Genomic DNA, 22,877 nt, shown 5'->3' with positions numbered 1-22,877 from the left:
CGCGGTCGATCGCAGCCTCGCGGTGCTCGGCAGCGGCTACAGGGTGCAATCCGATAGTACGGTACATGCGATCGTGTGTAGCCGCTGCCGCAGGCTGCGATAGGTCCGAAGGACCTCCAGCGGGCCCAAGAGCGGCGCCCGCTTCGCGGTCGATCGCAGCCTCGCGGTGCTCGGCAGCGGCTACAGGGTGCAACCCGATAGTTCGGTACACGCGATCATGTGTAGCCGCTGCCGCAGGCTGCGATCGGCCGCGCAGCGGACGCCAGGCCGCCACCGCGCTCACGCGATGGCTGGCCGTATCCATGGCTGCGTTTTAGAAGCTGTAGGTACCGGTCACCACCAGGCTGCGCGGGTCGCCGAACTGGATCTGCCCGGCGCTGGTAGCCGAGGAGTAGTAAGTGCGGTCGCTGATGTTGTTCAGCGCGGCCCGCAGGTCCCAGTCCTTCTGCCGGAAGCCGGCCAGGGCGTCCCAGCGGCCATAGCCCGGAAGCATCACGGTATTGGCGTTGTCGGCATAACGATCACCCACCAGGGTCAGGCCGGTCTCGGCGTACCAGCCCATTTCCGGTTTCCAGGTCACGAACAGGCTGCCGTTGCGCTTGGCCACGTTGTTCACCCGGTTACCTTCGTCACCGTTATTGCTCTTGACCACAGTCGCGTCCTGCAGGCCGATGCCACCGCGTATCGACCAGTTGCCAACGATCTTGCCGGCCGCGGTCAGTTCCACGCCGCGTGAGCGTTGCAGGCCGGTCAGCAGGATCACGTTCGGGTCTTCCACGCTGCGGCTGCGGCGGTTGTAGAGCTCCAGCTCATAGACCGCCAGGGTGGTGCTGAAGCGGTCGTCGAGCCAGTCGCTCTTGACCCCGATTTCCTTCTGCCGGGTACGCTCGGGGCTCAGGTCGTTGGTGTTGCCGTTGGCGTTCGGGGTGATGCCGATCAGGCCACCGCCGACGGGGGAGAAGCTCTTGCTCCAGGAGGCGTAGAAGGAATGGTTCTCCAGCGGAGTCCAGACCACACCCAGGCGGGGGCTGGTGCTGTGGCTGTCGCGGTCGTCCTTGCGATCCAGAAGCTTGTTGTGGGTCTCGACGTTGAAGTTGTCGTAGCGCAGGCCGGCGAGCACTTGCCACTGATCGTTCAGGCGCAGCTGGTCCTGGACATAGACGGCGCGGCTTTCCACCTCGCTGTGGTTGTAACTGGACGCCACCATTTTCCCGGTATGGCGCAGGTTTTTATCCGGGTTGAACGGGTCCAGGGACGGCACGGCCTGGCCACCGGCGCTGACCGCCGCTGCGGTGTAGAGCTTCGGATCGCGTCGCTGGCTGCCCAGCTCGACACCCGTCAGCAGCCGGTGTTCGAGGCCGAAGGTATCGAAGGTGCCTTCGACTTCGAGGTTGTTGTAAATGTTGCGGGTGTTCAGGTCCTGCTGCCAGCGCTGGCGGTTCACCCGCTTGGTGCGGCTGTCGTAGCCGGTCTGGTAGGTGTTGTCGAAATCGCTGTTGAGCTTGAACAGGCTCAGGGTATGGCGCAGTTGCCAGTTGTCGTTCAGCTCGTAGCTGAGCTTGGAACGCAGGGACTGGGACTTGTCGTCGATGTAGTCGCGCTTGTCGCCGTAAGTGGTGTCGCGGCTCACGTCCGCCGGGCGCCCGTCGATCCCCGGGATGCCGCGGTCCGGCGTGCGGTTGTAGCGGCTGTATTCGTACTGCACCAGCCAGTTCAGGTCCGGCGTCAACTGCCAGCTCATGGACGGCGCGAACAGCTGGCGACTGCCACTGACGCCGTCGCGGAAGCTGTTGTTGTCCTGGTTGCCCATGTTCAGGCGCAGGCTGATGTTCTCGCTGGGGTCGGCGCTGAGGTCGGCATACAGGCTGCGCAGGTCTTCGCTGCCGCCTTTGACTTCGACGCTGGAGTGGCGGCCGAACTGCGGCAGCTTGCTCACCCGGTTGACGATCCCGCCCTGGCTGCCACGGCCGTAAAGCACCGCCGCCGGGCCCTTGAGCACCTCGATGCGCTCGATGTTGTGCAGGTCGCGCACGTACTGGCTGTCGTCACGGACGCCGTCGAGGTAGAAGTCGTTGCTGGCGTCGAAGCCGCGAATGCGCAGGCTGTCGAAGCGAGTGTCGGCGCCGCTGCTGACGTTGGGAATGCCGCTCAGGGCCGTGCCCAGATCGTTGATGCCGTAGTCCAGCACGTTGCTGGTCTTCACCGAGTCGATGGCTTGCGGCACATAGCGCACCGGCGTGGCGGTGCGGGTCGCGGTGCTGACTTCCTTGACTCGTGGATCGTCGGCATCGACTTCTGCGCTGATGGCGGTGGCTGGCAGGGTGGTCGGGGCGGCGCAGGTGAAACCGGCCGTCAGTGAGGCGCAAAAGCCAAGGGTGAGGGGAGTCAGGCGGAAGGGGGCAGGCATGGAAAAACGCATCCAGAAGGGTGAAGGAAACAGTGGTCGCGAATGGTAATGCTTGCTATTTACTTTCGTTAATTATTCTTGGAAAGTTCCCCGGGCGGATTGTTTCAATTTGTGTCTTGATTGAAATGAAGTGGATACACGCCGATTCGACCGATTCCCGAAACAGACTAAAAGCCATTCCAGCGTTTTTTCCTGTGGGCCACGGGCATAGTCTGCCGCCATCGAATTTATCGGCCTTTGTCCCGGAGCCTTGCATGTCGGCAGCGACCCTTCATTACATCTACGATCCTTTGTGCGGCTGGTGCTACGGCGCCAAGCCGCTGGTGCAGGCGGCCCAGGCGGTGCTGCCGGTGGTGGCCCATGGCGGCGGCATGATGACCGGGCGCAACTGCCAGCAGGTTTCGCCGCAACTGCGCGACTACGTCATGCCCCATGACCGGCGCATTGCCGAATACACCGGGCAGCCGTTCGGCGAGGCCTACTTCGAAGGTTTGCTGCGCGATCATTCGGCGGTCTTCGATTCGGCCCCGCCGATCGCCGCGGTCCTGGCGGCGCAGGCGCTCGCCGGGCGCGGCCTGGAATTGCTCGGACGCTTGCAGACGGCGCATTACGTCGAAGGGCGACGCATCGCCGATGTCGACGTACTGTTGGAGCTCGCCGAAGGCCTGGGCTTTGAGCGCGGCGAGTTCGAGGAAGCCTTCGAATACGCCGCGGCGAATAGCCTGGACGAGCACATCAAGGCCAGCCGCGCCTTGTTGGCCCGGGTCGGTGGCCAGGGTTTTCCGACCCTGGTGCTGGAACAGGACGGTCAGTTCAGGCTGATCGATATCAGCCCCTGGCTGGGCAAGCCGCAGGCGTTCGCCGACTGGCTGCGCGAGGCCTTCGGTACGCCTGAGGTCGAGCTTTCACCGAGCCTGCAGGCCTGTGGCCTGGACGGTTGCGCCCTTTGAAACACCCACTTATTGACGGAGTCACCCATGGATAACCTGGCACTGATCAAAAGCACCTACGAAGGGGCCAACTCCCAGGAGAACGCGAAAAACACCGCCGCCGCCCTGGCCGCCGATGCGCGCTGGACCGAGGCGGCAGGCTTTCCCTACGCCGGCACCTACATCGGTTTCGATGCCGTGGTGGAGAATGTCTTCAAGCGCCTGGCCACCGAATGGGAAGGCTTTGCCTTCACCGTCGAGAACTATGTGGCCCAGGGCGACAAGGTGTTCGCCTACGGCAATTACAGCGGCGTCTATAAAGCCACGGGCAAACCGCTGAATGCCCGCGTGGCCCATTTGTGGACCCTCAAGGATGGCAAGGTCACGCACTTCGAACAGTTCGTCGACAGCCATACCGTGCAACTGGCCATCAAGGATCGTTAAGTTCTTAGACGATTTTCGCCTATTTTCAGACGATTCTTGAAATTGACACACTGTTCGGGGCGCAGATAGGATTCGCGCCAACGCCTGTGGCCAACGGCCATAACATTCAAATAATAAAAGGCCCGCCGCGACTCTTCGTGGGCGGGTCTTTTTGTTCTGGCCTGAAAAAAGAGCGCTTAAGCGCCGTTTCCAAGGAGCACCACAGCGCGTCATCAACCCGTAATAAGGAAAATAAAATGTTGAACAAGCGGATCGGTCTGATCGCACTGGGGATTCTGAGCAGTACTCAAGTTATGGCTAACGACCAGGCTGAGTCCAAGGGTTTTGTCGAGGACAGCAGCCTGAAAATCCTGCTGCGCAACGCCTACATCAATCGCGACAAGAAAAACGGTAACGATGACCAGCGCGAGTGGGGTCAAGCGGCCATCGGTACCTTCTCGTCGGGCTTCACCCAAGGCACCGTGGGCGTGGGCGTCGACGCCTTTGGCCTGTACGGCCTGCGCCTGGATAAAGGCAGCCACAGCGGCGGCCAGGGCATCGACTTCTTCAAGCCAAGCGAAGGCGGCAACAAGAGCCCGGCAGGCGACCTGGCCAAGGCCGGCGCCGCGGTCAAATTCCGCCTGTCCAACACCGTCCTGACCTACGGTGACCAGATGCCGGCCCTGCCGGTGCTGAGCTACGACAATGGCCGTCTGCTGCCGGAAAGCTACACCGGTACCCTGATCACCTCCAAAGAGATCAAGGGCCTGGAGCTGAACGCCGGTCGTTTCACCGCCGAATCGCGTAAAAGCGCCGAAGGCCGTGACAGCGGTGGCCTGAAGTCGATCAACGTATTGGGCGGCAGCTACCAGTTCACCGAACAGTTCAAGGGCTCGCTGTACGCTTCCGACGTCGAAGACGTGCTGAAGAAGCAGTACGTGAACCTGAACTACGTGTTCCCGCTGGCCACCGATCAGTCCCTGACCTTCGACTTCAACGGCTACCGCACCAAGCTGGACAAGTCCTACGCCGAGTTCAAAGAAGCAGGCGGCCAGGACAACAAGATCTGGAGCCTGGCAGCCACCTACGCCACCGGCCCGCACTCCTTCACCCTGGCGCACCAGCGCAGCACCGGCGACAGCAACCTGGGCTACGCCTACGGCGGCTACCAGAAAGAGCAGCACCGCGTGGGCGATGGCGGCAACACCATCTACCTGGCCAACTCCTACTGGTCCGACTTCAACGCTGAAGACGAGCGCAGCTGGCAGCTGGGCTACGGTCTGGACTTCGGCGCCTTCGGCGTACCGGGCCTGACCTACAACCTGGCTTACGTGCGTGGTGACAACATCACCTCCACCAACAGCGAGGGCCACACCACCACTGGCGGCACCGAGCGCGAAATTTTCAACCAGTTCAAGTACGTGGTCCAGAGCGGCCCGGCCAAGGACCTGAGCGTCAAGGTTCGTAGCTCGATCCTGCGCGTATCGCAGAAGTCCAGCGGCTACAACGACAGCGGTAACGAACTGCGTGTGTTCGTCGACTACCCGATCAACGTGTTCTGATGAATGCCTGATCGCGGCCTGATACCAGGCCAACAATAGAAAAAGCCCCGACTGGTTCGGGGCTTTTTTGTGGGTGTTGTCCCATCCAGGGACGAGCCTCCTGTAGCCGCTGCCGCCAGGCTGCGATCGGGCGCGAAGCGCCCGCGGATCGGAGAGCGGTTGTTGCTCAGTCCGGGTTGATCTCCGACCGACGAGTTATTGCGCCTGAAAGCTCTGCAGATAAGCCAGCAGATTATCGATCTTCTCCTGATCGCTCAGCCCCCAGAAAATCATCCGCGTACCAGGCACCACCGCCTTCGGATCTTCCAGGTAGGCCACCAGCTTGTCGCGGGTCCAGACGATGCCGGACGACTTCATCGCATCGGAGTACTGATAGTCCGCCACGCTCCCCGCCGTGCGCCCGAAAATGCCATTGAGCTGCGGCCCGAAAGAGCTGCGCACCGAAGGCCCGATATTGTGGCAGCCGCCGCAAATGCGCTTGAACAGCTTGCCACCGGCCTCGGCATCGCCCACTGCTTCTGCCTGGGCGTGGAGCGACAGCAGGCTGAGCATCAGGGTCAAGGTCAGGGCGGCGGTTCTTTTCATGTTCGGCTCCGGATCGGGTGTGGCTTGTGGCAAAAGCGGGGGGGGGGCTATTTGAGCATGGTTGGCGGGTGTTGGGGATGGCCATCAGGGGAAAGGGACGTGGTGGTGCCACAGCTCCCTGGCTCGGTGTCGCGTAGGGACCCGGCGCCGCACGTCCGTTGGGGCGCACTATACTTTTCAGAAGATTTGCCCCGGGGATAGAGGCAATGTTCCAGCAGGCTTGGGAGGAGGATTAGACATCGGTGTGACGCTGCGGTTGGGCGACGTTGCGTTTGCATGGCCACAGAACAACCGGCACAGGATGACGAGAAAATGGCGATAGCAATCATCTTGGTTCTAGTCGTTGTCGCTTCAGTGCTGTTTCACCTGCTTGCTCCCTGGCAGATGACGCCGGCGGCCTCCAACTGGGGGTCGATAGACACCACGCTGCTGATCACCCTGGTCATCACCGGCATCTTTTTCATCGCCATCACGGTATTCATGGCCATCGCCGTGATTCGCTTCCGTCATCGGGAAGGTGTCCGGGCGCACTACCAGCCGGAAAGCAAGAAGCTGGAAGGGTGGCTGGTCATCCTCACCTCGCTGGGCATCATCGGCATGCTGGCGCCCGGCCTTGTGGTCTACAACGATTTCGTCCAGGTGCCGCAAGAGGCTACCCAGCTCGAAGTGGTTGCCCAGCAGTGGCAGTGGGCTTTTCGCTTTCCCGGACAGGACGGAAAACTCGGCAAGGCGGATGTCAAATGGATCGATCCCGGCAACCCCTTCGGTCTTGATCGCAATGACCCTGCGGGGCAGGACGATGTGCTGGTCATGAACAATGAAGTGCGCCTGCCCATCGATCGGCCGGTAAAAGTCCTGCTGCGGGCAAAGGATGTCCTGCACGATTTCTATGTTCCGCAGATGCGCGCAAAGATGGATATGGTGCCGGGCATGGTGTCCCACTTCTGGTTTACCCCGACCCGGCTCGGCAAGTTTGAAGTGCTGTGCGCCGAGTACTGTGGCCTGGGGCATTTCAATATGCGCGGCCATCTGATTGTCGAGGAGCAGGGTGCTTTCGACCAATGGTTCGCCAGCCAGCCGACCTTTGCCCAGACGCTGACGAGCGTCGCCACGCCAAGCCGGGACAGCCTGCTGGAAAAAGGTCGCCAACTGGTGGAAAGCCATGGCTGCCGCGCGTGCCATAGCCAGGACGGCAGCACCAGCCTGGGCCCGGGCTGGAAGGATCTGTACGGCCGCTCGGAACCGCTGGCCGATGGCAGCAGCGTCCAGGTCGACGAGGCCTACCTCAAGGAGTCGATTCTTAAGCCGCAGGCCAGGCTGGTCCAGGGATTCCCGCCGGTCATGGTGGCCTATACTTTCACCCAGGATGACCTGGCCGCCGTGGTGGCCTTCATCAAGTCGCTGAGTGCCGCGGGGCAGAACGAGCAAGGCCCTGCGGGCGCACAGGATGAGCTGGCGGCGCAGGGACAACGGCTGGCCGAATCGCTGGGTTGCCTGGCCTGCCACAGTGTCGATGGCAGCCAGGGTATCGGCCCGAGCTGGCAGGGTTTGTACGGCAAGACGGAAACCCTGGCCGATGGTTCTCAGATCAAGGTCGATGAGGGCTACCTGAAGGATTCCGTGCGCCAACCTGGCGCTGCGATCGTCAAGGGTTATGCCGCAGTGATGCCGACCTTTACCCCCAATGACAAGGAACTGGACGCTCTGATCGCCTTCATCAAGTCGAAAGCTGCTGTCGACGCGGATGCCGGCAAGGTGGAATCGGGCAAGTCGCCGTAAATAGCCGGAAATGCTCCGAAACTTAGCGGAGGATGACCTGATGGCTTATGTCGAGCACGCAGAAACAGAAGTCCTGCACGAACCGAAGAGCTTCTTCACGCGCTATATCTGGAGCCAGGACCACAAGGTCATCGCTATCCAGTATTCCTTGACGGCGATATCCGTGGGGCTCGTCGCCCTGGTGCTGTCCGGCCTGATGCGCATGCAGATCGGCTTTCCCGGCAGCCTCGAGTTCATGGATGCCAGCACCTATTACCAGGCGATGACCATGCACGGCATGATCATGGTCATCTACCTGCTGACGGCGCTGTTCCTGGGCGGTTTCGGCAACTATCTGATTCCGCTGATGGTTGGCGCCCGGGACATGGTCTTCCCCTACGTCAACATGCTGAGCTTCTGGTTCTACCTGCTCTCGGTCCTGGTGCTGCTTTCCAGCTTCTTCGTCCCGGGCGGGCCCACCGGGGCGGGCTGGACACTCTATCCGCCGCAATCGATCACCCAGGGCACCCCGGGAACCGAATGGGGCATCGTGTTGATGCTGGTGTCGCTGGCGATCTTCATCGTCGCCGCCACCATGGGCGGGCTGAACTACGTGACCACGGTGCTGCAGGCACGCACTCGCGGCATGACGCTGTTTCGCATGCCGCTCTCCGTCTGGGGCATCTTCATGGCCTCGATCCTGGCCCTGCTGGCCTTTCCCGCCTTGTTCGTCAGCGCCGTGATGATGCTGTTCGACAAGCTGCTGGGCACCAGCTTCTTCATGCCGGCGGTGATCTCGATGGGGCAGCAGCTCGCGCACCAGGGCGGCAGCCCGATACTGTTCCAGCACCTGTTCTGGTTCTTCGGCCATCCGGAGGTCTACATCGTCGCCCTCCCGGCGTTCGGCCTGGTCTCCGACCTGATCAGCACCCATGCGCGCAAGAACATCTTCGGTTACCGCATGATGGTGTGGGCCATCGTCGCCATCGGCGTGTTGAGCTTCGTGGTCTGGGCGCACCACATGTACGTCAGCGGGATGAACCCGTACTTCGGCTTCTTTTTCGCCGCCACCACCTTGATCATCGCCGTGCCGACCGCGCTGAAAGTCTACAACTGGGTGCTGACCCTGTGGCATGGCGACATCCACCTGACGGTGCCGATGCTGTTCGCCCTGGCCTTTATCGTCACCTTCCTGGTCGGTGGGCTCACCGGCTTGTTTCTCGGCAACGTGATTGTGGATATCCCGCTGTCGGACACCTATTTCGTGGTGGCCCACTTCCACATGGTGATGGGGGTGGCGCCGATCCTGGTGATATTTGGCGCCATCTATCACTGGTTTCCGAAGATCACCGGGCGCCTGATGAACGACACCCTGGGCAAGCTGCATTTCTGGATAACCTTCCTGGGGACCTACTGCATCTACTTCCCCATGCACTACCTGGGGCTGCTGGGCATGCCCCGGCGCTATTACGCCTGGCAGAACTACGACTTCATCCCGCAATCGGCGCAGCAACTGAATGCGTTCATCACCGTTGTCGCGCTGACGGTCGGGGTATGCCAGCTGCTGTTCCTCTTCAACCTGGCCTGGAGTGCCTTCAAAGGCAAGCCGGCAGGCCCGAACCCATGGGGGGCGGCCAGCCTGGAGTGGCAGACGCCGGACACCCCGCCCGTCCATGGCAACTGGGGGCCGGAGCTGCCGGTGGTGCACCGTTGGGCCTATGACTACAGCGTGCCCGGGATAGAGCAGGACTTCGTGCCGCAGACGGTCTCTGCCCAGGAGCTGGAGCAGATGAGGCAGCGCAGCGCAGAAGCCAGGATCGCGGGCGAAAGACCATGAACGGGCCGCTATTGAAAAACACCGAAAGCGCCGGCGCCGGAGGCCGTTGGAGCCAGCCCCCCGACAGCTCTCGGGTGCCAGGCTTCGATAGGGCGAAAGCCGCAAAAGTGGGCCTGCGCGTGTTCCTGGGGGCGGTGACCTCGTTGTTCCTGCTGTTCCTGTTGGCCTTTATCGCGCGTTCGCAAATGGTGGACTGGCAGCCGCTGACCGACCCGTTGGCGCCGCTGGCCAGTGCCCGGCAACTCTGGCTGAACACGATCCTGCTGGTGCTGGGCAGTGTCAGCCTGCAGTGGGCGCGACTGGCCGCCCGGCGGGGCGCGTTGAGCGGGACCCGCCTCGGCTTCACCCTGGGCGGCGTCTTTGCGATCGCCTTTATCGGGGGGCAACTCTGGGTCTGGAAGCAGTTCGTCGACTGGGGTTATTTCGTCTCCGCTAATCCGGCCAACAGCTTTTTCTATCTGCTGACCGGCGTGCACGGGCTGCATCTGCTGGGAGGCCTGGTGGCCTGGGGCACCGTCGGCGCCCGGTTCCTGCGACGGGTTGCGCTGTCGCAACTGGCCTCCAGCGTGGAGCTCTGCGCGATCTATTGGCATTACCTGCTGGGGCTCTGGATCGTCCTCTTCTTCCTGCTGACCAGCACGCCGGAAACCTATCAAGCCATCGCCGCGTTCTGCGGCCTGAGGTGAAGCCATGGCATTGCCCTCAGCAACCCCTCCGGAAGATCCCGTCCCGCCCCCACCCGATACGCTGGTAGCGGGGTGGAAGAGCATCGCCACCGACTGGGCCTCGGATCAGGATGTGTTCAAGCGGGTGCCCTGGGGCAAGGCGATGATGTGGATCTTCCTGCTCAGCGACACCTTTATCTTCACCTGCTTCCTGACCGGCTACATGTCGGTGCGCATGAGTGCCACCGCCCCCTGGCCGACCCCCAGCGAAGTGTTCGCCCTGACCATCGGTGGCGTTGAAATCCCGTTGATCCTGATCGCCATCATGACCTTCGTGCTGATCAGCAGCAGCGGCACCATGGCCATGGCCGTGAACTTCGCCTATCGCCGTGTACGCGGCAAATGCGCGGCCCTGATGCTGGCTACCGCGGCCTTCGGGGCGACCTTTGTCAGCATGCAGGCGTTCGAGTGGAGCAAGCTCATCGCCGAAGGCGTACGCCCCTGGTCGAACCCCATGGGCGCCGCGCAATTCGGTGCCAGCTTTTTCATGATCACCGGATTCCACGGGCTGCATGTATCGATCGGCGTCATTTATCTGTGCATCGTCGCCTTCAAGGTATTGCGCGGTGACTACGAGCGCTCCGGCAACTATCAGATCGTCGAGATCGCCGGGCTGTACTGGCACTTCGTGGACCTGGTGTGGGTATTTATCTTCGCTTTCTTCTACTTATGGTGAGCCCGCAGAGGAGTACCGGCGATGGCACATGCACAAGGTCAACAGCATCCAGTGAGCTTGTACCTGAAGATCTGGGGGCTGTTGTTCGTACTCAGTACCCTGTCCTACCTGGTCGACTACTTTCACTTCCAGGGCTATTTCAGGTGGTCGCTGATCCTGGTCCTCATGCTGTTGAAGGCGGGCCTGATCGTTTCCATCTTCATGCACATGGCGTGGGAACGCCTGGCGATGGTCTACGCCATACTCGTCCCGCCCTTGTGTCTGCTGGTGCTGGTGGGCCTGATGGCAGCCGAGGCGGATTACGTGTTTTCCACCCGGGGGATTTTCCTCGGGCAATGACCTGCTTCCGCCTCCGGCGTTCAACGGCGTTCTATATCGTTCGCTTGAACTGATGCCATTTCTGCAGCCAGGCCACTACCCAGTGAGGGGCTGCTGCGCCGGTTCCGGCGACCTGCAGCTGTGGGTGATGGCTGATGACCCGATCCAGGACAGCTTCCTGAGCGGGTTCCACATCCACGAAGAAGATGTGCTCGCCGTCCCTTACCGTCTTTTTCAAATTGCTGAAATGGGCATTGGGTACCTGGATACCAAAGAAACCGCCTTCCCAGATACAGAAGCCCAGGATCACGATCGCCAGGAAGATGAACGGCACCCAGCCTGCCGCGGACTCGGTCCAACCTGCCAGATAGGCACCGAGCAGTACCAATGCCGCGAGCGGTATGCCAATGACCGCGCCAATCTCACCGGAGTGAACGACATCCTGCTTCATGAGTGAATTCACATCATGCAGGTGATGCTGCTCGACATCGGCATCCCGGTCGCTGAGCACATGAATCTGCTCGGTACTGATGCCGCTGGCTTCCAGTTCGCTTTCAACGGTTTCCAGCTCGTCGAGATTATCGCTGATGTAAAAGTGTCGGTTCATGAGTCACCTCCTACTTCATCGTCGCAGAGGCCCCCATTTTTTCTGCAGTCGTTATCTGAAATTCCAGACCGTTTTTCCTGCCGCTCTGGATAACACCGCACGCTTGTCGCTAGCTAAAAAAGTATAGCACCACCCTCCGCAACGCCTTGCCGGCCGGGGGCTGCGGGCACATAGGGCAATCTGAGGGGGGTGAGTCCTTCTGTTCGAATTGGCCTGGTGAAGTGGGTATTAGCAGTCGGTGCCCGCTGTCTCGGGAGGCAGGGGCATTAGCCCAGAAACAACAAAGCCCTCGCAACGATGCGAGGGCTTTGTTTTGTAGGGTGCCACGCCGGGAGTCGCAGCCAGACACTGCTTATGCAGTGTCTGCCTCAGCGCTTACCTGGCGATTTATTACTTGCTCAGTTTGACCGCCAGTTGTGCCACGTATTGGCCTTGATGACGGGCGATCTCCAATTCACGGGCATCAGGCTGGCGAGAGCCGTCACCACCGGCAATGGTGGATGCGCCATAAGGCGTGCCACCGCCGACACTGGAAGTGTCGAACAAGGCTGGCGAGCTATAACCGATGGGCACAATGATCATGCCGTGGTGAGCCAGGGTGGTCCACGTGGAGGTAATGGTCATTTCCTGGCCACCACCAGTACCCGTCGAGGTGAATACACTGGCGAGCTTGCCAACCAGGCCACCCTTGGCCCACAGCCCGCCGGTCTGGTCGAGGAAGTTGCGCATCTGGCCCGACATGTTGCCGAAGCGGGTCGGAGTACCCAGGATGATTGCGTCGTAGTCGCCCAGCTCGCCTGGTGTGGCCACCGGAGCGCTCTGATCCACTTTCCCATGGGCAGCCTTGAAGGCTTCCGGGTCCATGGTTTCGGGTACGCGTTTGAGGGTGACCTCGACCCCGGGAACGCTCCGGGCACCTTCCGACACGCTCTGGGCCATTGTTTCGATATGACCGTACATCGAATGATAAAGAACCAATACCTTAGCCATGCGTACTTCCTCTTGAGGTGTGTTTTGAGCTGACTGACTGCCTGTTAAATAGGCGATCAGATTAGTTATCCATCCCACCGTTTCACCCTGCATCTGCGTGAGTCGTGGCGCATGATCGATCTAATTGGCTTCTGTGAATATGAGAAAATATCGAACGGGATGTTCGAGAAAATTGATCGTTGTAAAACAACGATGACTGATGGGGGCGACTGTTCTTTTATGAACAGGTCATGAATGTTTTTACTTTCTGCGGCAGGAGTGCGTTTTTAATTGATTGAAATATATAAGGAATATATTTGGATTAAATAACTGATAGCCCCCTTGATAGGGGCTTGGAGAGCGGCGTGGTACTGAAGGGAATTTGAAAGCGAGGAGGGATGTCGGGCAAGGCTCTATGAAAGACTCAGAATCGCCCACTGATACCCAACAGTGGCCCCTTCTGGACAATGTCGTAGACAAAACCGTCATGGCGATAATTCACCCCCATGGCCCGGTAACCGGCCACCGCGGAAAAGCCGGGCAAGAACTCCCAGCCCGCCAGTGCGGCCAGATCCCAGTCTTCCCGGGACTGCCCGGCACCCACCATGCCCCAGGATGACAACCAGAATCGGTCATTCACGGCATAGTGCCCGCGCAGCCCCACCATGGCGTCCGCCCAGGTAGCCTGGTCGGACCCGGACAGGCCGCCAGCAGGTCCACCATGCAGGGTGATGGCGGTGCTGCTGTACCAGACGCGCACGCCGCCCGCGACGTCCAACCGATGATTGTCATCCCCCAACACGGTATATCCGCCCCCCAGGAATCCGGAAGCCGTCTTGCTTTCCACCTCAAGCTTGGACGCCGGAGCACCCGCTGGTAGACGGTTGCGGGTATCGGTGTCGATGTACATCAAGTCGGCGAGCACGCTGTAGGGGCCGCGCCGCGCCTCGCCCATCAGCATCACCGACATATCGACAGTGCGCGCGATGTCCGAGAAGTCGGACTTTATAAACTGCGTCCCGGTGCTACGGTGGCCCACGTGTCCACGGATCCCGGCGCCCCACAGGTAAGGCCCGCCGTTGAACTGCCAACTGTCATCGTCTGCTGCCATGGCCACGATCGGCAGGCTGGAGCCGGCGGCCGTGAAGGCGCTGACCAGCAGAGCCAGGCGGGCATGCCTGAGCCGTGACGATGAACGGGGGTGATCACTGTGCATCATGGTGTTTCTCCGATCAGTGCTGGGTCAGCGCGAGCGCCACATCCTCGGCCCCACAGTCTTGTGTAGGCTTCAGACCGGCCTTCTGAGCCGCCTTGACCTCTTCCTTCGCCGCCGCCAGGTCCGCCAGGAACGCCGGATTGCTGTGCAGGCTCGCCACCGTGGCGGCCCCCATGATGCGGCCGGCATCCACGTCGCTCTGCCAGTGTGCGTCGCATATCACCCGGCTCTGGCCGTATGCCAGGCCACGGGTCATCAATTCGGTGGCGCGCGCAGGATTGATCTCGGCCAGGACCAGGCCCCAGGCCCAGCCCGCAGCGGAGTGGCCGGATGGCCAGGAACCATCCGTGCGCAGCAGTGGCTCCATGTCCTTGCGGCACGTGCCTTCGTTGTGCACCACGAAGGGGCGGGTACGGTTGTAGGCATTCTTCCCGGCGTAGGTGGAGCCGCCTGCATCCGTCAGGGTGCGCTGCATCAACGTATAGAGATGAGGCGTGTCTTTTTCGCTGATCTGGGTGCCCAGCGCGCAGGAGAATGTTTTCGCCGGGCCCGGGAATGACAGTTCCGCGTCCGCCGCCGCGAGTTTCTCCCGGACCGAGCCACGCAGCGCCAGCGCGGCACGGCGTGCTTCCTCGTCCCGTGCCAGCGCCGCAGAGTCAGGTTTGGGTGGGGCGCCGAGCAACGCCAGGCGCACTGGCAATTCGGCCGGGGCGAGATAGCCTGGAGCCAGCTTGAAATGAGGGTCCGTGACGGTCGTGGTGGCATCCTCGGCAAGTACCAGCCCCGACCAGAGCAAGCCGGCCAGGGACAGCGTCACCCCCCAGGGTTCATGTACTTTTTTCATCGACTGCTTCCTTCTTTATGTCGCACACGGTCCCGGCGGTTGATCAGAACCGGTACAAGGCATTCAGGTAGGCACCTGCTCCGACCTTCTCACCCGTCAGCGGGCTGTCGCGGGCGTCGGAGACCAGGGCATAGGTCTTGATGCCACCTTCCAGTGCCAGCTGTGGCTGCCATTGCCAGGTCAGGCCCAGCTTCAAGGTCACGTCCCGCATTCCGCCACCCGGGTGGTACTCATCGAACCGGGTGCGTGCGGCTTGCTGGGCCGTGACGCCGAAGCGGGCCATCATGTCGTTCTCGTTGCTCCAGGTGCCGTACAGCGTCGAGTCCAGGGTCAAGGTCGAAGACAGTGGGTATGCAGTGGCGACCCCGGCTTCCAGGTACGCCGTGCGCCCCAGGCTTTCGCCATCGTAGTTACGGTTCTGGCTCGATTGCAGACCGCGAACGAACAGGCGGCCGTTCGGCAGGATCCAGTACACTTCCGCCCCGACCAGGGCAGTGCTGTCCAGGTTGCCCATTCCCTTCAAGTAGTCATCACGACCGTCCAGGGTATGAATTCTTTCCTTGCGCCCCTGGTCATAACCGATCAGCAGGGCCACCCCGAAAGGCGCCAGCCCCGGCAAGTCCCAACGCAGCCCATCCGGGAAGGCTGCGGTAAAGGTGCCCCAGTCTTCGGTAGGCAAGACCGCTTTCAGCTTCAGGGACGGGAACGCGGCGTAATGTGAAGAGCCTTCATACAAAGGGCCAACGGCAATTCCGCCGCCTACCGTCACGGATGGCGTGCCGTTTGAATCGTCGAGGGCTGCGTGTGCAGGCAATGCCAGCGTCAATGCGAGTGTCGCACCTATGATGAACATCACCGGATGTCTGAAAAAATTTGGATTATCTTTGGTCGTCATTGTTTATTTCCTTTGGTGTGAACTCTGTAGTGCAGAGCCATCCCTGGCTTGATAAGCCATATCAAACTTGGTGACCTTTGCGTTTAACTCTACTGAGGTGTCAGCCCATTAATCTGACGAACCAGCCACTATTCGAATAATTAAACTTATAGAGCGACGGGCTGCGGCTGTGGAAAACTCCATTGGCCATTCAGTATTTCGTTACTTGGCTGATAAAGCCTGACCGTATAGTTCCATCCGGGCATGGTAGGCAGGCAATTAGCTATCTTTCCGTCGCAACTACCGAACTGAATGACAATCGAACCATCATCACTTTTTTTGGCCGTGAGGTTATTCAACGAATAGGCGTCATATGGGTTTTTTTGAAAGTATCCATCTGCGTTGTAAACACTTACAGACCAGAAACTGTTGACCGGGACATGTCCAACTTTGAGACGGTAAACGGTTTTCCCATCGTTCTGCGGTATCACACCGCCGAGGTAGATTGCGTCCTTGCTCGGGTTTCCGCCCCACCCCGTCGCAGTTCCGATCAGGTGGTGGATCGGATCGACCCCACCTTTAGGGCCAAAGGACTGGTTGTAGTTGGGAATCGTCGAACCAAGAACCGCCAGGGCATCACGCATCTTTTTCTGGCTCGCCTGATCCCACTTCGGCACTGCGAATGCCCCCGGCTTGGCCTGGCTGACCTTGATTGCGTCCTGCAGTCCATGCACCTGCTCAAGGTCTTCTCGATCTGTGGGATCGAAGAACATGCGGACAGCGACAAAAATATAGCGTGTGCCGATATCCTCTTTCGTCAGCGTATGGCGGCCGGCACCGTAAACGACGGCGGTTACGTAGTGATCTTCGTTGACCACTTGCATCGACATGAACCGCTCGCCGGCCTCAGGCAATGTGATCGTGACTGGACCGGCATCGAGATCGAACACCGCTGACGAGTAAAGCGTGTCCCGATTCATTCGGATGACATCCTGAGCGTCGATGGGAACCGGTTCGCGGCTATGGACAAACCGACCAAAACCTCCACTGGCCACCCTTTTACCCATGTAGAGGTCGGACTCGGCACGGATAAAATTATCGACACCCACCAGCGTCGCCCCATCAGAGGATGACTGAGTGTTTGCACTCGCAAAAGTTGCCAGCGTCAGGGCGACGATGCCGGCCGTGAATGAGTAGGGCATTTAAACCTCTTGATCTTATAAGAAGTGATTCCATTCACCAGCTTCAGACTTTTGCTTGTGCCTGGATTGCTTGCTGCACCGCTCGCTGGTGTTGGCATTACCTTTTCAGACTGTATAGGAACGTCTTGATGGAAACTTGCCATTTGGTGCCAAAAGGCGAAGCCATTACGCATCGCCTGTTGGCGGAGTTCGCACAGAAATGGCTGCAGGGATCAGGACGACAAGCCATATCCCGGTAGTTGCAGGCTTCGCAGGTCTCTATTAGATGGTCCGGCGGGAGGGGGGAAGTGGTTAGGCGAAGACGCTGTCTTGAGTTTTAATAATCAAGTTTCAAGGCCGAGCGGTAGCGCGACGGTGAACTCCCAGTCCAGCGTTTGAAGGCTCGAGTAAAGTGCGCTTGATCGCTGTAACCCACCATGTAGGCAATCTCGGTCGCAGTGTATTTACCGCTGGCAATGAGCTGAAGGGCTTCGCTGCGACGCGTCTCGTCGCGTAAATCTTCGAAGTCGATGCCGCAGTATTTGAGACGACGTTGCAGCGTTCGAGAAGACAGTCCGATGTTTCTGGAAATAGCGGTAAGTTTGGATTGATCCTGGTCCGATATCTGCTCGATAAGCACGCCTGCCGCTTCCGCGGTCGACCTCAAGGCTTCGGTGACTTTCCAGGCGTCATCCCGAACAGCTTGCAGGGGAGTGCCTAGCAGCTCACGGTCGAATTCGATCATGTTGTACTGCGCGTTCATTTCGAGATTCGGCCCCAGGTATTCTTCGAGCGCCTCGTCTCCTCTTTCCCTTGGGTTTTGCAGATGCACGCGTATGGCGCCAGGCTCACCGGACATGAGCGGTACTTTTCTAAGCAGCGCAAGAGTGCCGAGAATGACTTGCTTCGGATCAGCCCCGTGCTGTCCGGTAAATTGCTGGATCAGTTTTGTCGTACGGCCTTCGGTGACGATTTTTACTTCTCCTCCTTGATGCAGTAAGTCCGTATAGATCGACGCCACTGCACAAGCCTGAGCGAGGTTGGTTGAGTCCAATATCAACTCGCCCCAGGCACCGAGAGAGCGTACTTCGATCAGGTGTCCCACACATGCGCCGCCGAAGGGGTCCTGTGCGATAGCTGCCATTTCATTGGCTATATGAAAGCAGGCCGCTCGCGGTACCCAGGCATCAGGGTTTTGAAAAACATGAGGGGAAATACCGTAACGCCGAAAGAACTCCAGCGGCGACACCCCTCGCATGCTCAGATAGGGGGCTATGTGCCGAAGAGTGCTGAGTTTGATGGACGGCGTAGCATTCGTCATAAGCGTTCGCACCTGTTTTTAAAGGCAATGCACGTGAAAACCGTCTTAGCCCGCAGGGAACACTAGCGCAAAACTTTTGCCAAGGTAGAGGTCGTCGCCGTCGAAAGCTTGTAGGCGCAGTTGGTGGGCTTGGCTGAGCGGCAAGCCGAATCGGCGAGGAGCTCGACATAAGGGGGCTCCCTTTGTATCGAATGGCCTTAGCCCTAAAACGGCCGCAATCCACCCGGTTTCTGACGGAAACCGATGGAACCCCAAAACGAAAAAACCCGCCAGAAGGCGGGTTTTTCGGGGGTTCCAGAGATTTTGAAAGCCTTCTCTGGAACCTTGTATGGTGCGGCACCAGGAGTCGAACTTTACCTAAAGTCTATATTAATCAATAAGATGTAAAACTTTCGTCAATTAGTACCCCTATTTATACCCCTTAAATTTGCACGAAGTATTGCGCCCTCCGTGCTATCTCCCCTCTAGGTGTACATGCTCCGAGATAATGCGGAGGTTTAAAGCCCTATCTCTGTATGGCAAAATGCTATCCTTGAGCTATATTAAGCCATTTGTTCCGCCAAACATGGGGTGTTCATGAGGGATGCATCTATTCCAAAACGTACGTGGTGAGTCAATTCTACTCGGTGGCTTCCCGTTATTGGTAAGTCAAAAAAGTTAAGTTCTAAGATTTTCTCGAAATGGATGTATGAGATAAATATGAAGATTACCAAAATTTCTGCTGTTAATTTCCGAGCTCTCCAGAATGTGACGCTAGAGCTGCGGGACAGCCTATCTCTGCTTATTGGCAGAAATAATAGCGGCAAAACTTCACTGCTTGTATTGTTTGAGAAGTTTTATGAGCCTGGGGTGTCGTTCAATTATCATGATTTTCCGTTAGCGGTGCGTAAAGATTTAGCGGCAATTGACCACAAAACTGACATGTTGCCGCTATCTATAAGTATGAGGGTTGAGATCGAATATGATGAAAAAGACAGCTTGAGGCATCTGTCAGAATTCATGTTGGATCTTGACAGCGAGATTAACAATGTCAAGATTCTGTTTGAGTGCGTTGTAAATAAGGACTTGTTGCTGAGGGATATTGAGCAGTTCGAGGGGGAACGAGAAAGGTTTTTGAGGAAAAACCTCGATAGGTATTTGCAGGTCAACGTATACGCATATGCTGATGAGGACGACCTGTTACTTGAAAATCGAAGTAAGTTGGTAAAAAAGGAAATAGCCGCAGTTAGAGATCTGATCAACTTTCAGATAATTCATGCTAAGCGAGATGTTGCTAGTAGCGAAGGCGGAAAGAAAATGCTTTCTAAGTTAACTACGCAATATTTCAATAAGGCAAACAAGGATGTAACAGATTTCGATCCGATAAATAACTTGCTTCTTAAGATTGATGAGAGTCTTGAAAGTAGCTACAAGGATTTTTTCGAGCCTTTCCTGAAAACCTCAAAGGCATTTCTGGGGATTGAGGATATTAAGGTCGTATCTAATCTCGAGTCCAATGAAGTGCTGGAGAATAGTTCGCAAGTAGTTTATGGTGACCGTTCTGAGTTTCTCCCGGAAACATTCAATGGTCTCGGGCACATGAATATTCTTTATCTCCTACTAAGCGTAGAGATTAAGAAGGAGTCATTTGCTAAGACAGGTAAAAACATAAATCTATTATTCATAGAGGAACCTGAGGCGCATACACACCCTCAGATGCAATATGTTTTTGCTAATCAGATAAAAAGCATATTGAACGACATTGAAAATATCCAGGCGGTAATTACTACTCATTCCTCTCATATTGTATCTCAATGCGATTTCAAAGATATTAGATATTTGCAAAACTCAGGTGGTTGTACAAGGGTAAAGAATTTCTATTCGGAATTGAAAGCCAAATACGGTAAGGACGAAGATTCATTTAAATTTCTAGAGCAGTACCTGACCCTCAACTCTTGTGAGCTTTTCTTTGCAAGCAAAGTTATATTTATTGAGGGTGTTACTGAGCGGATGTTGTGGCCGTACTTCGTAGAGTTATTTGATAAGTCGAAGGTTCAAAGTAAAGATCATATTTCGTTATTCTCCCAGAATGTCACAATTTTGGAAGTCGGTGCTAATGCTAAGGCTTTCAAGCATTTCCTTGATTTTTTAGAAATTAAGACTCTGGTCATCACTGATATCGATACAACCAAAAAAACTATTGATACTAAAAAGGCAAACCCGAGAACTATCTATCCATCCTTTAAAGTTGCAGGTGCAGATCATACCAGTAATGCTACGCTGAAACACTATTATGACGCGCCCGATTTCTCTGAGGAGGCTAAGTTTTCCAGTTGGTTTGAAAAGTTAGTCGCACACGAACTAAAGCATTCGTATCCTAAAATTCATATTGCTTATCAGAAAAAAGAAGAAGGCTACCACGCTAGGAGTTTTGAGGATGCTTTTGTGCATCTAAATAGGGACGTAATCAAAAAGAAAATTGATAATATCAATGGGCTGAAAAATACGCACGAATTTGATGGCGCGCTTGATGCGTATGATCTGATTGAAACAGTTTTAGATAAGAAGTCTGCGTTCGCGTCTTCTCTGTTGTACCTAGCACTGACGGATGATGAAGTCACTTGGCGTATTCCGGCTTATATCGGGGAGGCGTTGGAATGGATATCGGAATGACTCCTTTTGAGAATATTATATCTTGCCTGGAAAGAGGTGAAAGCTTTGTCCTGCAAGGAGGTGCTGGAAGTGGAAAAACAGAAACCCTGAAAAAATTGTTGGATTACATATCTAAACACATGCCGGAAAAAAGAGTGGCATGTATAACACATACAAATTTGGCTGCGGATGAAATCAAGGCTCGTGCAGGAGAGTTGCATGCTATTAGCACGATTCATTCGTTTCTGAACGGGATCATCAACTCCTTTCGTATAGATTTGCATAAAGTAATACATGAGCTTTTCCTATTGCCAGAATTTAGAGTAGGGCAAGCCATGGATGACGACAAGGAGTATAAAAAGCGCGAGCATGAACGTTATAAAAAGGCCTACGGAAAATATGCAGATAAAGCATACCTTATTCTCAAGATAAAAGAGGCCAAGGTCTTGGGGAAACCAATGTATGACAAAGATCCTCAAGCGGCAAATACTGTATTAAATGAGAAAATAAAACACCTTAATGCAAGTGTGCTTGAGCATATTAAGAAAGCTTCACCTCAAAAGGTTTGTTATAACGAGACCGCATTCGATAGTTTTCGCGATTTAAGCTTTGGTCATGACGGGCTTGTTAAGTTGGCTGTCTCGTTAATGTGCGAAAGAAAAAAATTAAGAAAGATATTGGCTGATAAGTATGATTATATATTTGTCGATGAGTATCAAGATACTTCTCCTGATATAGTCAAGGCGTTTCTTGATTATGTCGTAAAAGACCAGAATATAGTATTCGGGTTCTTTGGTGACTCGATGCAGGGAATATATGAGGATGGCGTCGGAGATGTAGAGAATTATGTGCAAGCAGATGCGATAGAGAAGATAAACAAAGAGGATAATTACAGGTGCTCGGAACAGGTTGTCAAGCTCATTAATAACCTAAGGGACGATGGGCTGGAACAAAGTGTTGCATTCAAAACTCGGGAGAATGGAGATTTAGAAACCCTGGCGGACCGCCAGGGTAGAGTCAAGCTCGTTTATGCAATTTGCGACGATAAGCCTACCCAGCACAGCCCACGCGAAGACAAAGATTCATACCTTAAAAAGCTTAATAAATTGATTGAAACGGCGCGGGGTATCGATAACTATAAGATGTTGATGTTGACAAATAAGGCTGTTGCTTCTGAAGCTGGATTCAGTCAGTTGTATGAAATATTTAACTCTAGATTTGGACAAGCAACAAATGAGAATTTAGAGAAAGTATTGGCAATATGCCATTTTTCTGAGCTATATGAGTTGCACGAAGATTATGGAAATAAAAGATATGCAAAAGTCATCCGTTTCGTAAAAAAATCTGGCTTCGTATTGGATTCGGTTTTCCACAAAGATGAATTGTTGGTCGCGTTCAAGAGTGTTTTTGATTTGAGCTCTCCAGCGCATGATGCGATACATGAATCGTTTAAATTGAAGCTATTGAAGCAATCGGATTCGTATGAACGGTTCGTGAGAAGAAGAGAAGAATTTTTCGAGGCTGCTATGGGGAATTCCAGATACTCTGCTTTCAAAGATCACTACGTGTCTGGGTTTGATAGTCTTAGTAAGTTAAACAAAGCTGGCTTTGATATTGATGAGTATGAGTTTGGTGATCTAGAGCGTGATGTAAAGCGAGAGCTATTTTATAATGATTTTTTTGGAGGAAAAATAACTCTGGGTGAAGTGTTCAAGTATTATGATTATTTGTCAGAGAAAACAAATTTCATAACTATGCACAAGACGAAAGGTTCGGGGATCGAAAACGTTTTGGTGGTAGCAGACGAGTTTTTTTGGAGGGACTACAAGTTTGGTAATGTTTTTTCGGCTGGGGATATAACTGCCGAGAATAGAAAGATTATGTATGTTGCGTGCTCTAGGGCTATCAAGAATTTGACGTGTGTGCGGATAATGAGCACTGAAGAATCCTCAACTATCAAAGATTATTTCAATGAGATAGAATGTGTAAGTTTGGATTGATTTTTTCGGGGAGT

At 56.1% G+C, this 22,877-nt stretch carries 19 protein-coding genes; 10 read left to right on the top strand and 9 right to left on the bottom strand.

Annotation, left to right across the window (positions count from 1 at the left end; genetic code table 11):
* Positions 1-313 precede the first annotated feature (313 nt).
* Positions 314-2,407, bottom strand: coding sequence for a TonB-dependent receptor (locus tag PVZ80_RS17235; RefSeq protein ID WP_124301047.1), 2,094 nt, complete (start codon positions 2,405-2,407; stop codon positions 314-316).
* A gap of 254 nt (positions 2,408-2,661) precedes the next feature.
* Between PVZ80_RS17235 and PVZ80_RS17230 the strand changes: the two genes are divergently transcribed.
* The 3 genes from PVZ80_RS17230 (at position 2,662) to PVZ80_RS17220 (ending at position 5,321) form a co-directional block, all read left to right on the top strand.
* Positions 2,662-3,357 (top strand): DsbA family protein, encoded by a 696-nt coding sequence (locus PVZ80_RS17230; protein WP_016702584.1) that lies wholly within the window; start codon positions 2,662-2,664, stop codon positions 3,355-3,357.
* 27 nt (positions 3,358-3,384) lie between these two features.
* The gene (locus tag PVZ80_RS17225; RefSeq protein WP_009046492.1) at positions 3,385-3,780 is read left to right on the top strand and encodes a nuclear transport factor 2 family protein; all 396 of its coding nucleotides are present in this window, start codon (positions 3,385-3,387) and stop codon (positions 3,778-3,780) included.
* Positions 3,781-4,016: 236 nt separating this feature from the next.
* Positions 4,017-5,321, top strand: a complete 1,305-nt coding sequence (locus PVZ80_RS17220) for an OprD family porin (protein ID WP_025808389.1) — start codon at positions 4,017-4,019, stop codon at positions 5,319-5,321.
* A 195-nt stretch (positions 5,322-5,516) separates the two neighbouring features.
* On the opposite strand, the gene PVZ80_RS17215 is transcribed toward PVZ80_RS17220, so the two are convergent.
* Positions 5,517-5,906, bottom strand: a complete 390-nt coding sequence (locus tag PVZ80_RS17215) for a c-type cytochrome (RefSeq protein WP_038582947.1) — start codon at positions 5,904-5,906, stop codon at positions 5,517-5,519.
* A gap of 312 nt (positions 5,907-6,218) precedes the next feature.
* Between PVZ80_RS17215 and PVZ80_RS17210 the strand changes: the two genes are divergently transcribed.
* The 5 genes from PVZ80_RS17210 to PVZ80_RS17190 are packed head-to-tail and all read left to right on the top strand — an operon-like array spanning position 6,219 to position 11,241.
* Positions 6,219-7,685, top strand: a complete 1,467-nt coding sequence (locus PVZ80_RS17210) for a cytochrome c oxidase subunit II (RefSeq protein ID WP_150084979.1) — start codon at positions 6,219-6,221, stop codon at positions 7,683-7,685.
* Positions 7,686-7,725: 40 nt separating this feature from the next.
* Positions 7,726-9,501, top strand: a complete 1,776-nt coding sequence (gene ctaD, locus PVZ80_RS17205; protein ID WP_028683821.1) for a cytochrome c oxidase subunit I — start codon at positions 7,726-7,728, stop codon at positions 9,499-9,501.
* Positions 9,498-10,187, top strand: coding sequence for a cytochrome c oxidase subunit 3 (locus tag PVZ80_RS17200; RefSeq protein ID WP_124339480.1), 690 nt, complete (start codon positions 9,498-9,500; stop codon positions 10,185-10,187). The genes ctaD and PVZ80_RS17200 overlap by 4 nt, the downstream gene beginning before the upstream one ends.
* A 4-nt stretch (positions 10,188-10,191) precedes the next feature.
* The gene (locus PVZ80_RS17195) at positions 10,192-10,902 is read left to right on the top strand and encodes a heme-copper oxidase subunit III family protein (RefSeq protein ID WP_273864237.1); all 711 of its coding nucleotides are present in this window, start codon (positions 10,192-10,194) and stop codon (positions 10,900-10,902) included.
* Between the two features lie 21 nt (positions 10,903-10,923).
* The gene (locus PVZ80_RS17190) at positions 10,924-11,241 is read left to right on the top strand and encodes a cytochrome C oxidase subunit IV family protein (protein ID WP_016702591.1); all 318 of its coding nucleotides are present in this window, start codon (positions 10,924-10,926) and stop codon (positions 11,239-11,241) included.
* A gap of 31 nt (positions 11,242-11,272) precedes the next feature.
* On the opposite strand, the gene PVZ80_RS17185 is transcribed toward PVZ80_RS17190, so the two are convergent.
* The 7 genes from PVZ80_RS17185 to PVZ80_RS17155 all read right to left on the bottom strand — a co-directional run bounded on the left by PVZ80_RS17185 (position 11,273) and on the right by PVZ80_RS17155 (position 18,232).
* On the bottom strand, positions 11,273-11,827 hold the full coding sequence (locus PVZ80_RS17185) for a hypothetical protein (protein ID WP_009046500.1): 555 nt from the start codon (positions 11,825-11,827) through the stop codon (positions 11,273-11,275).
* A gap of 390 nt (positions 11,828-12,217) precedes the next feature.
* Positions 12,218-12,817 carry an NAD(P)H:quinone oxidoreductase gene (gene wrbA, locus PVZ80_RS17180; protein ID WP_007922573.1) on the bottom strand — a complete coding sequence of 200 codons (600 nt, stop codon included), beginning with the start codon at positions 12,815-12,817 and terminating at the stop codon, positions 12,218-12,220.
* Positions 12,818-13,220: 403 nt separating this feature from the next.
* Positions 13,221-14,015 carry a hypothetical protein gene (locus tag PVZ80_RS17175; protein ID WP_016702593.1) on the bottom strand — a complete coding sequence of 265 codons (795 nt, stop codon included), beginning with the start codon at positions 14,013-14,015 and terminating at the stop codon, positions 13,221-13,223.
* A 13-nt stretch (positions 14,016-14,028) separates the two neighbouring features.
* Positions 14,029-14,856, bottom strand: coding sequence for an acid phosphatase (locus PVZ80_RS17170; protein ID WP_273864236.1), 828 nt, complete (start codon positions 14,854-14,856; stop codon positions 14,029-14,031).
* A gap of 43 nt (positions 14,857-14,899) precedes the next feature.
* Positions 14,900-15,751 carry a MipA/OmpV family protein gene (locus tag PVZ80_RS17165; RefSeq protein ID WP_273864235.1) on the bottom strand — a complete coding sequence of 284 codons (852 nt, stop codon included), beginning with the start codon at positions 15,749-15,751 and terminating at the stop codon, positions 14,900-14,902.
* Between the two features lie 146 nt (positions 15,752-15,897).
* Complete coding sequence (locus PVZ80_RS17160; RefSeq protein ID WP_016702596.1) at positions 15,898-16,932, bottom strand: DUF1254 domain-containing protein; 1,035 nt, start codon at positions 16,930-16,932, stop codon at positions 15,898-15,900.
* A gap of 316 nt (positions 16,933-17,248) precedes the next feature.
* Positions 17,249-18,232 carry an AraC family transcriptional regulator gene (locus tag PVZ80_RS17155; protein ID WP_009046506.1) on the bottom strand — a complete coding sequence of 328 codons (984 nt, stop codon included), beginning with the start codon at positions 18,230-18,232 and terminating at the stop codon, positions 17,249-17,251.
* Positions 18,233-18,931: 699 nt separating this feature from the next.
* Between PVZ80_RS17155 and PVZ80_RS17150 the strand changes: the two genes are divergently transcribed.
* Together PVZ80_RS17150 and PVZ80_RS17145 are read left to right on the top strand one after the other, a co-directional pair.
* Positions 18,932-20,884, top strand: a complete 1,953-nt coding sequence (locus PVZ80_RS17150) for an ATP-dependent nuclease (RefSeq protein ID WP_273864234.1) — start codon at positions 18,932-18,934, stop codon at positions 20,882-20,884.
* Positions 20,869-22,863, top strand: a complete 1,995-nt coding sequence (locus PVZ80_RS17145) for a UvrD-helicase domain-containing protein (RefSeq protein WP_273864233.1) — start codon at positions 20,869-20,871, stop codon at positions 22,861-22,863. Before PVZ80_RS17150 ends, PVZ80_RS17145 begins: the two co-directional genes overlap by 16 nt.
* Positions 22,864-22,877: the final 14 nt, after the last annotated feature.

The organism is Pseudomonas sp. B3G-3, assembly GCF_028640915.1.
Classification (GTDB): Bacteria; Pseudomonadota; Gammaproteobacteria; order Pseudomonadales; family Pseudomonadaceae; genus Aquipseudomonas; species Aquipseudomonas chlororaphis_I.
This window is presented reverse-complemented; position numbering and strand designations above follow the sequence as displayed.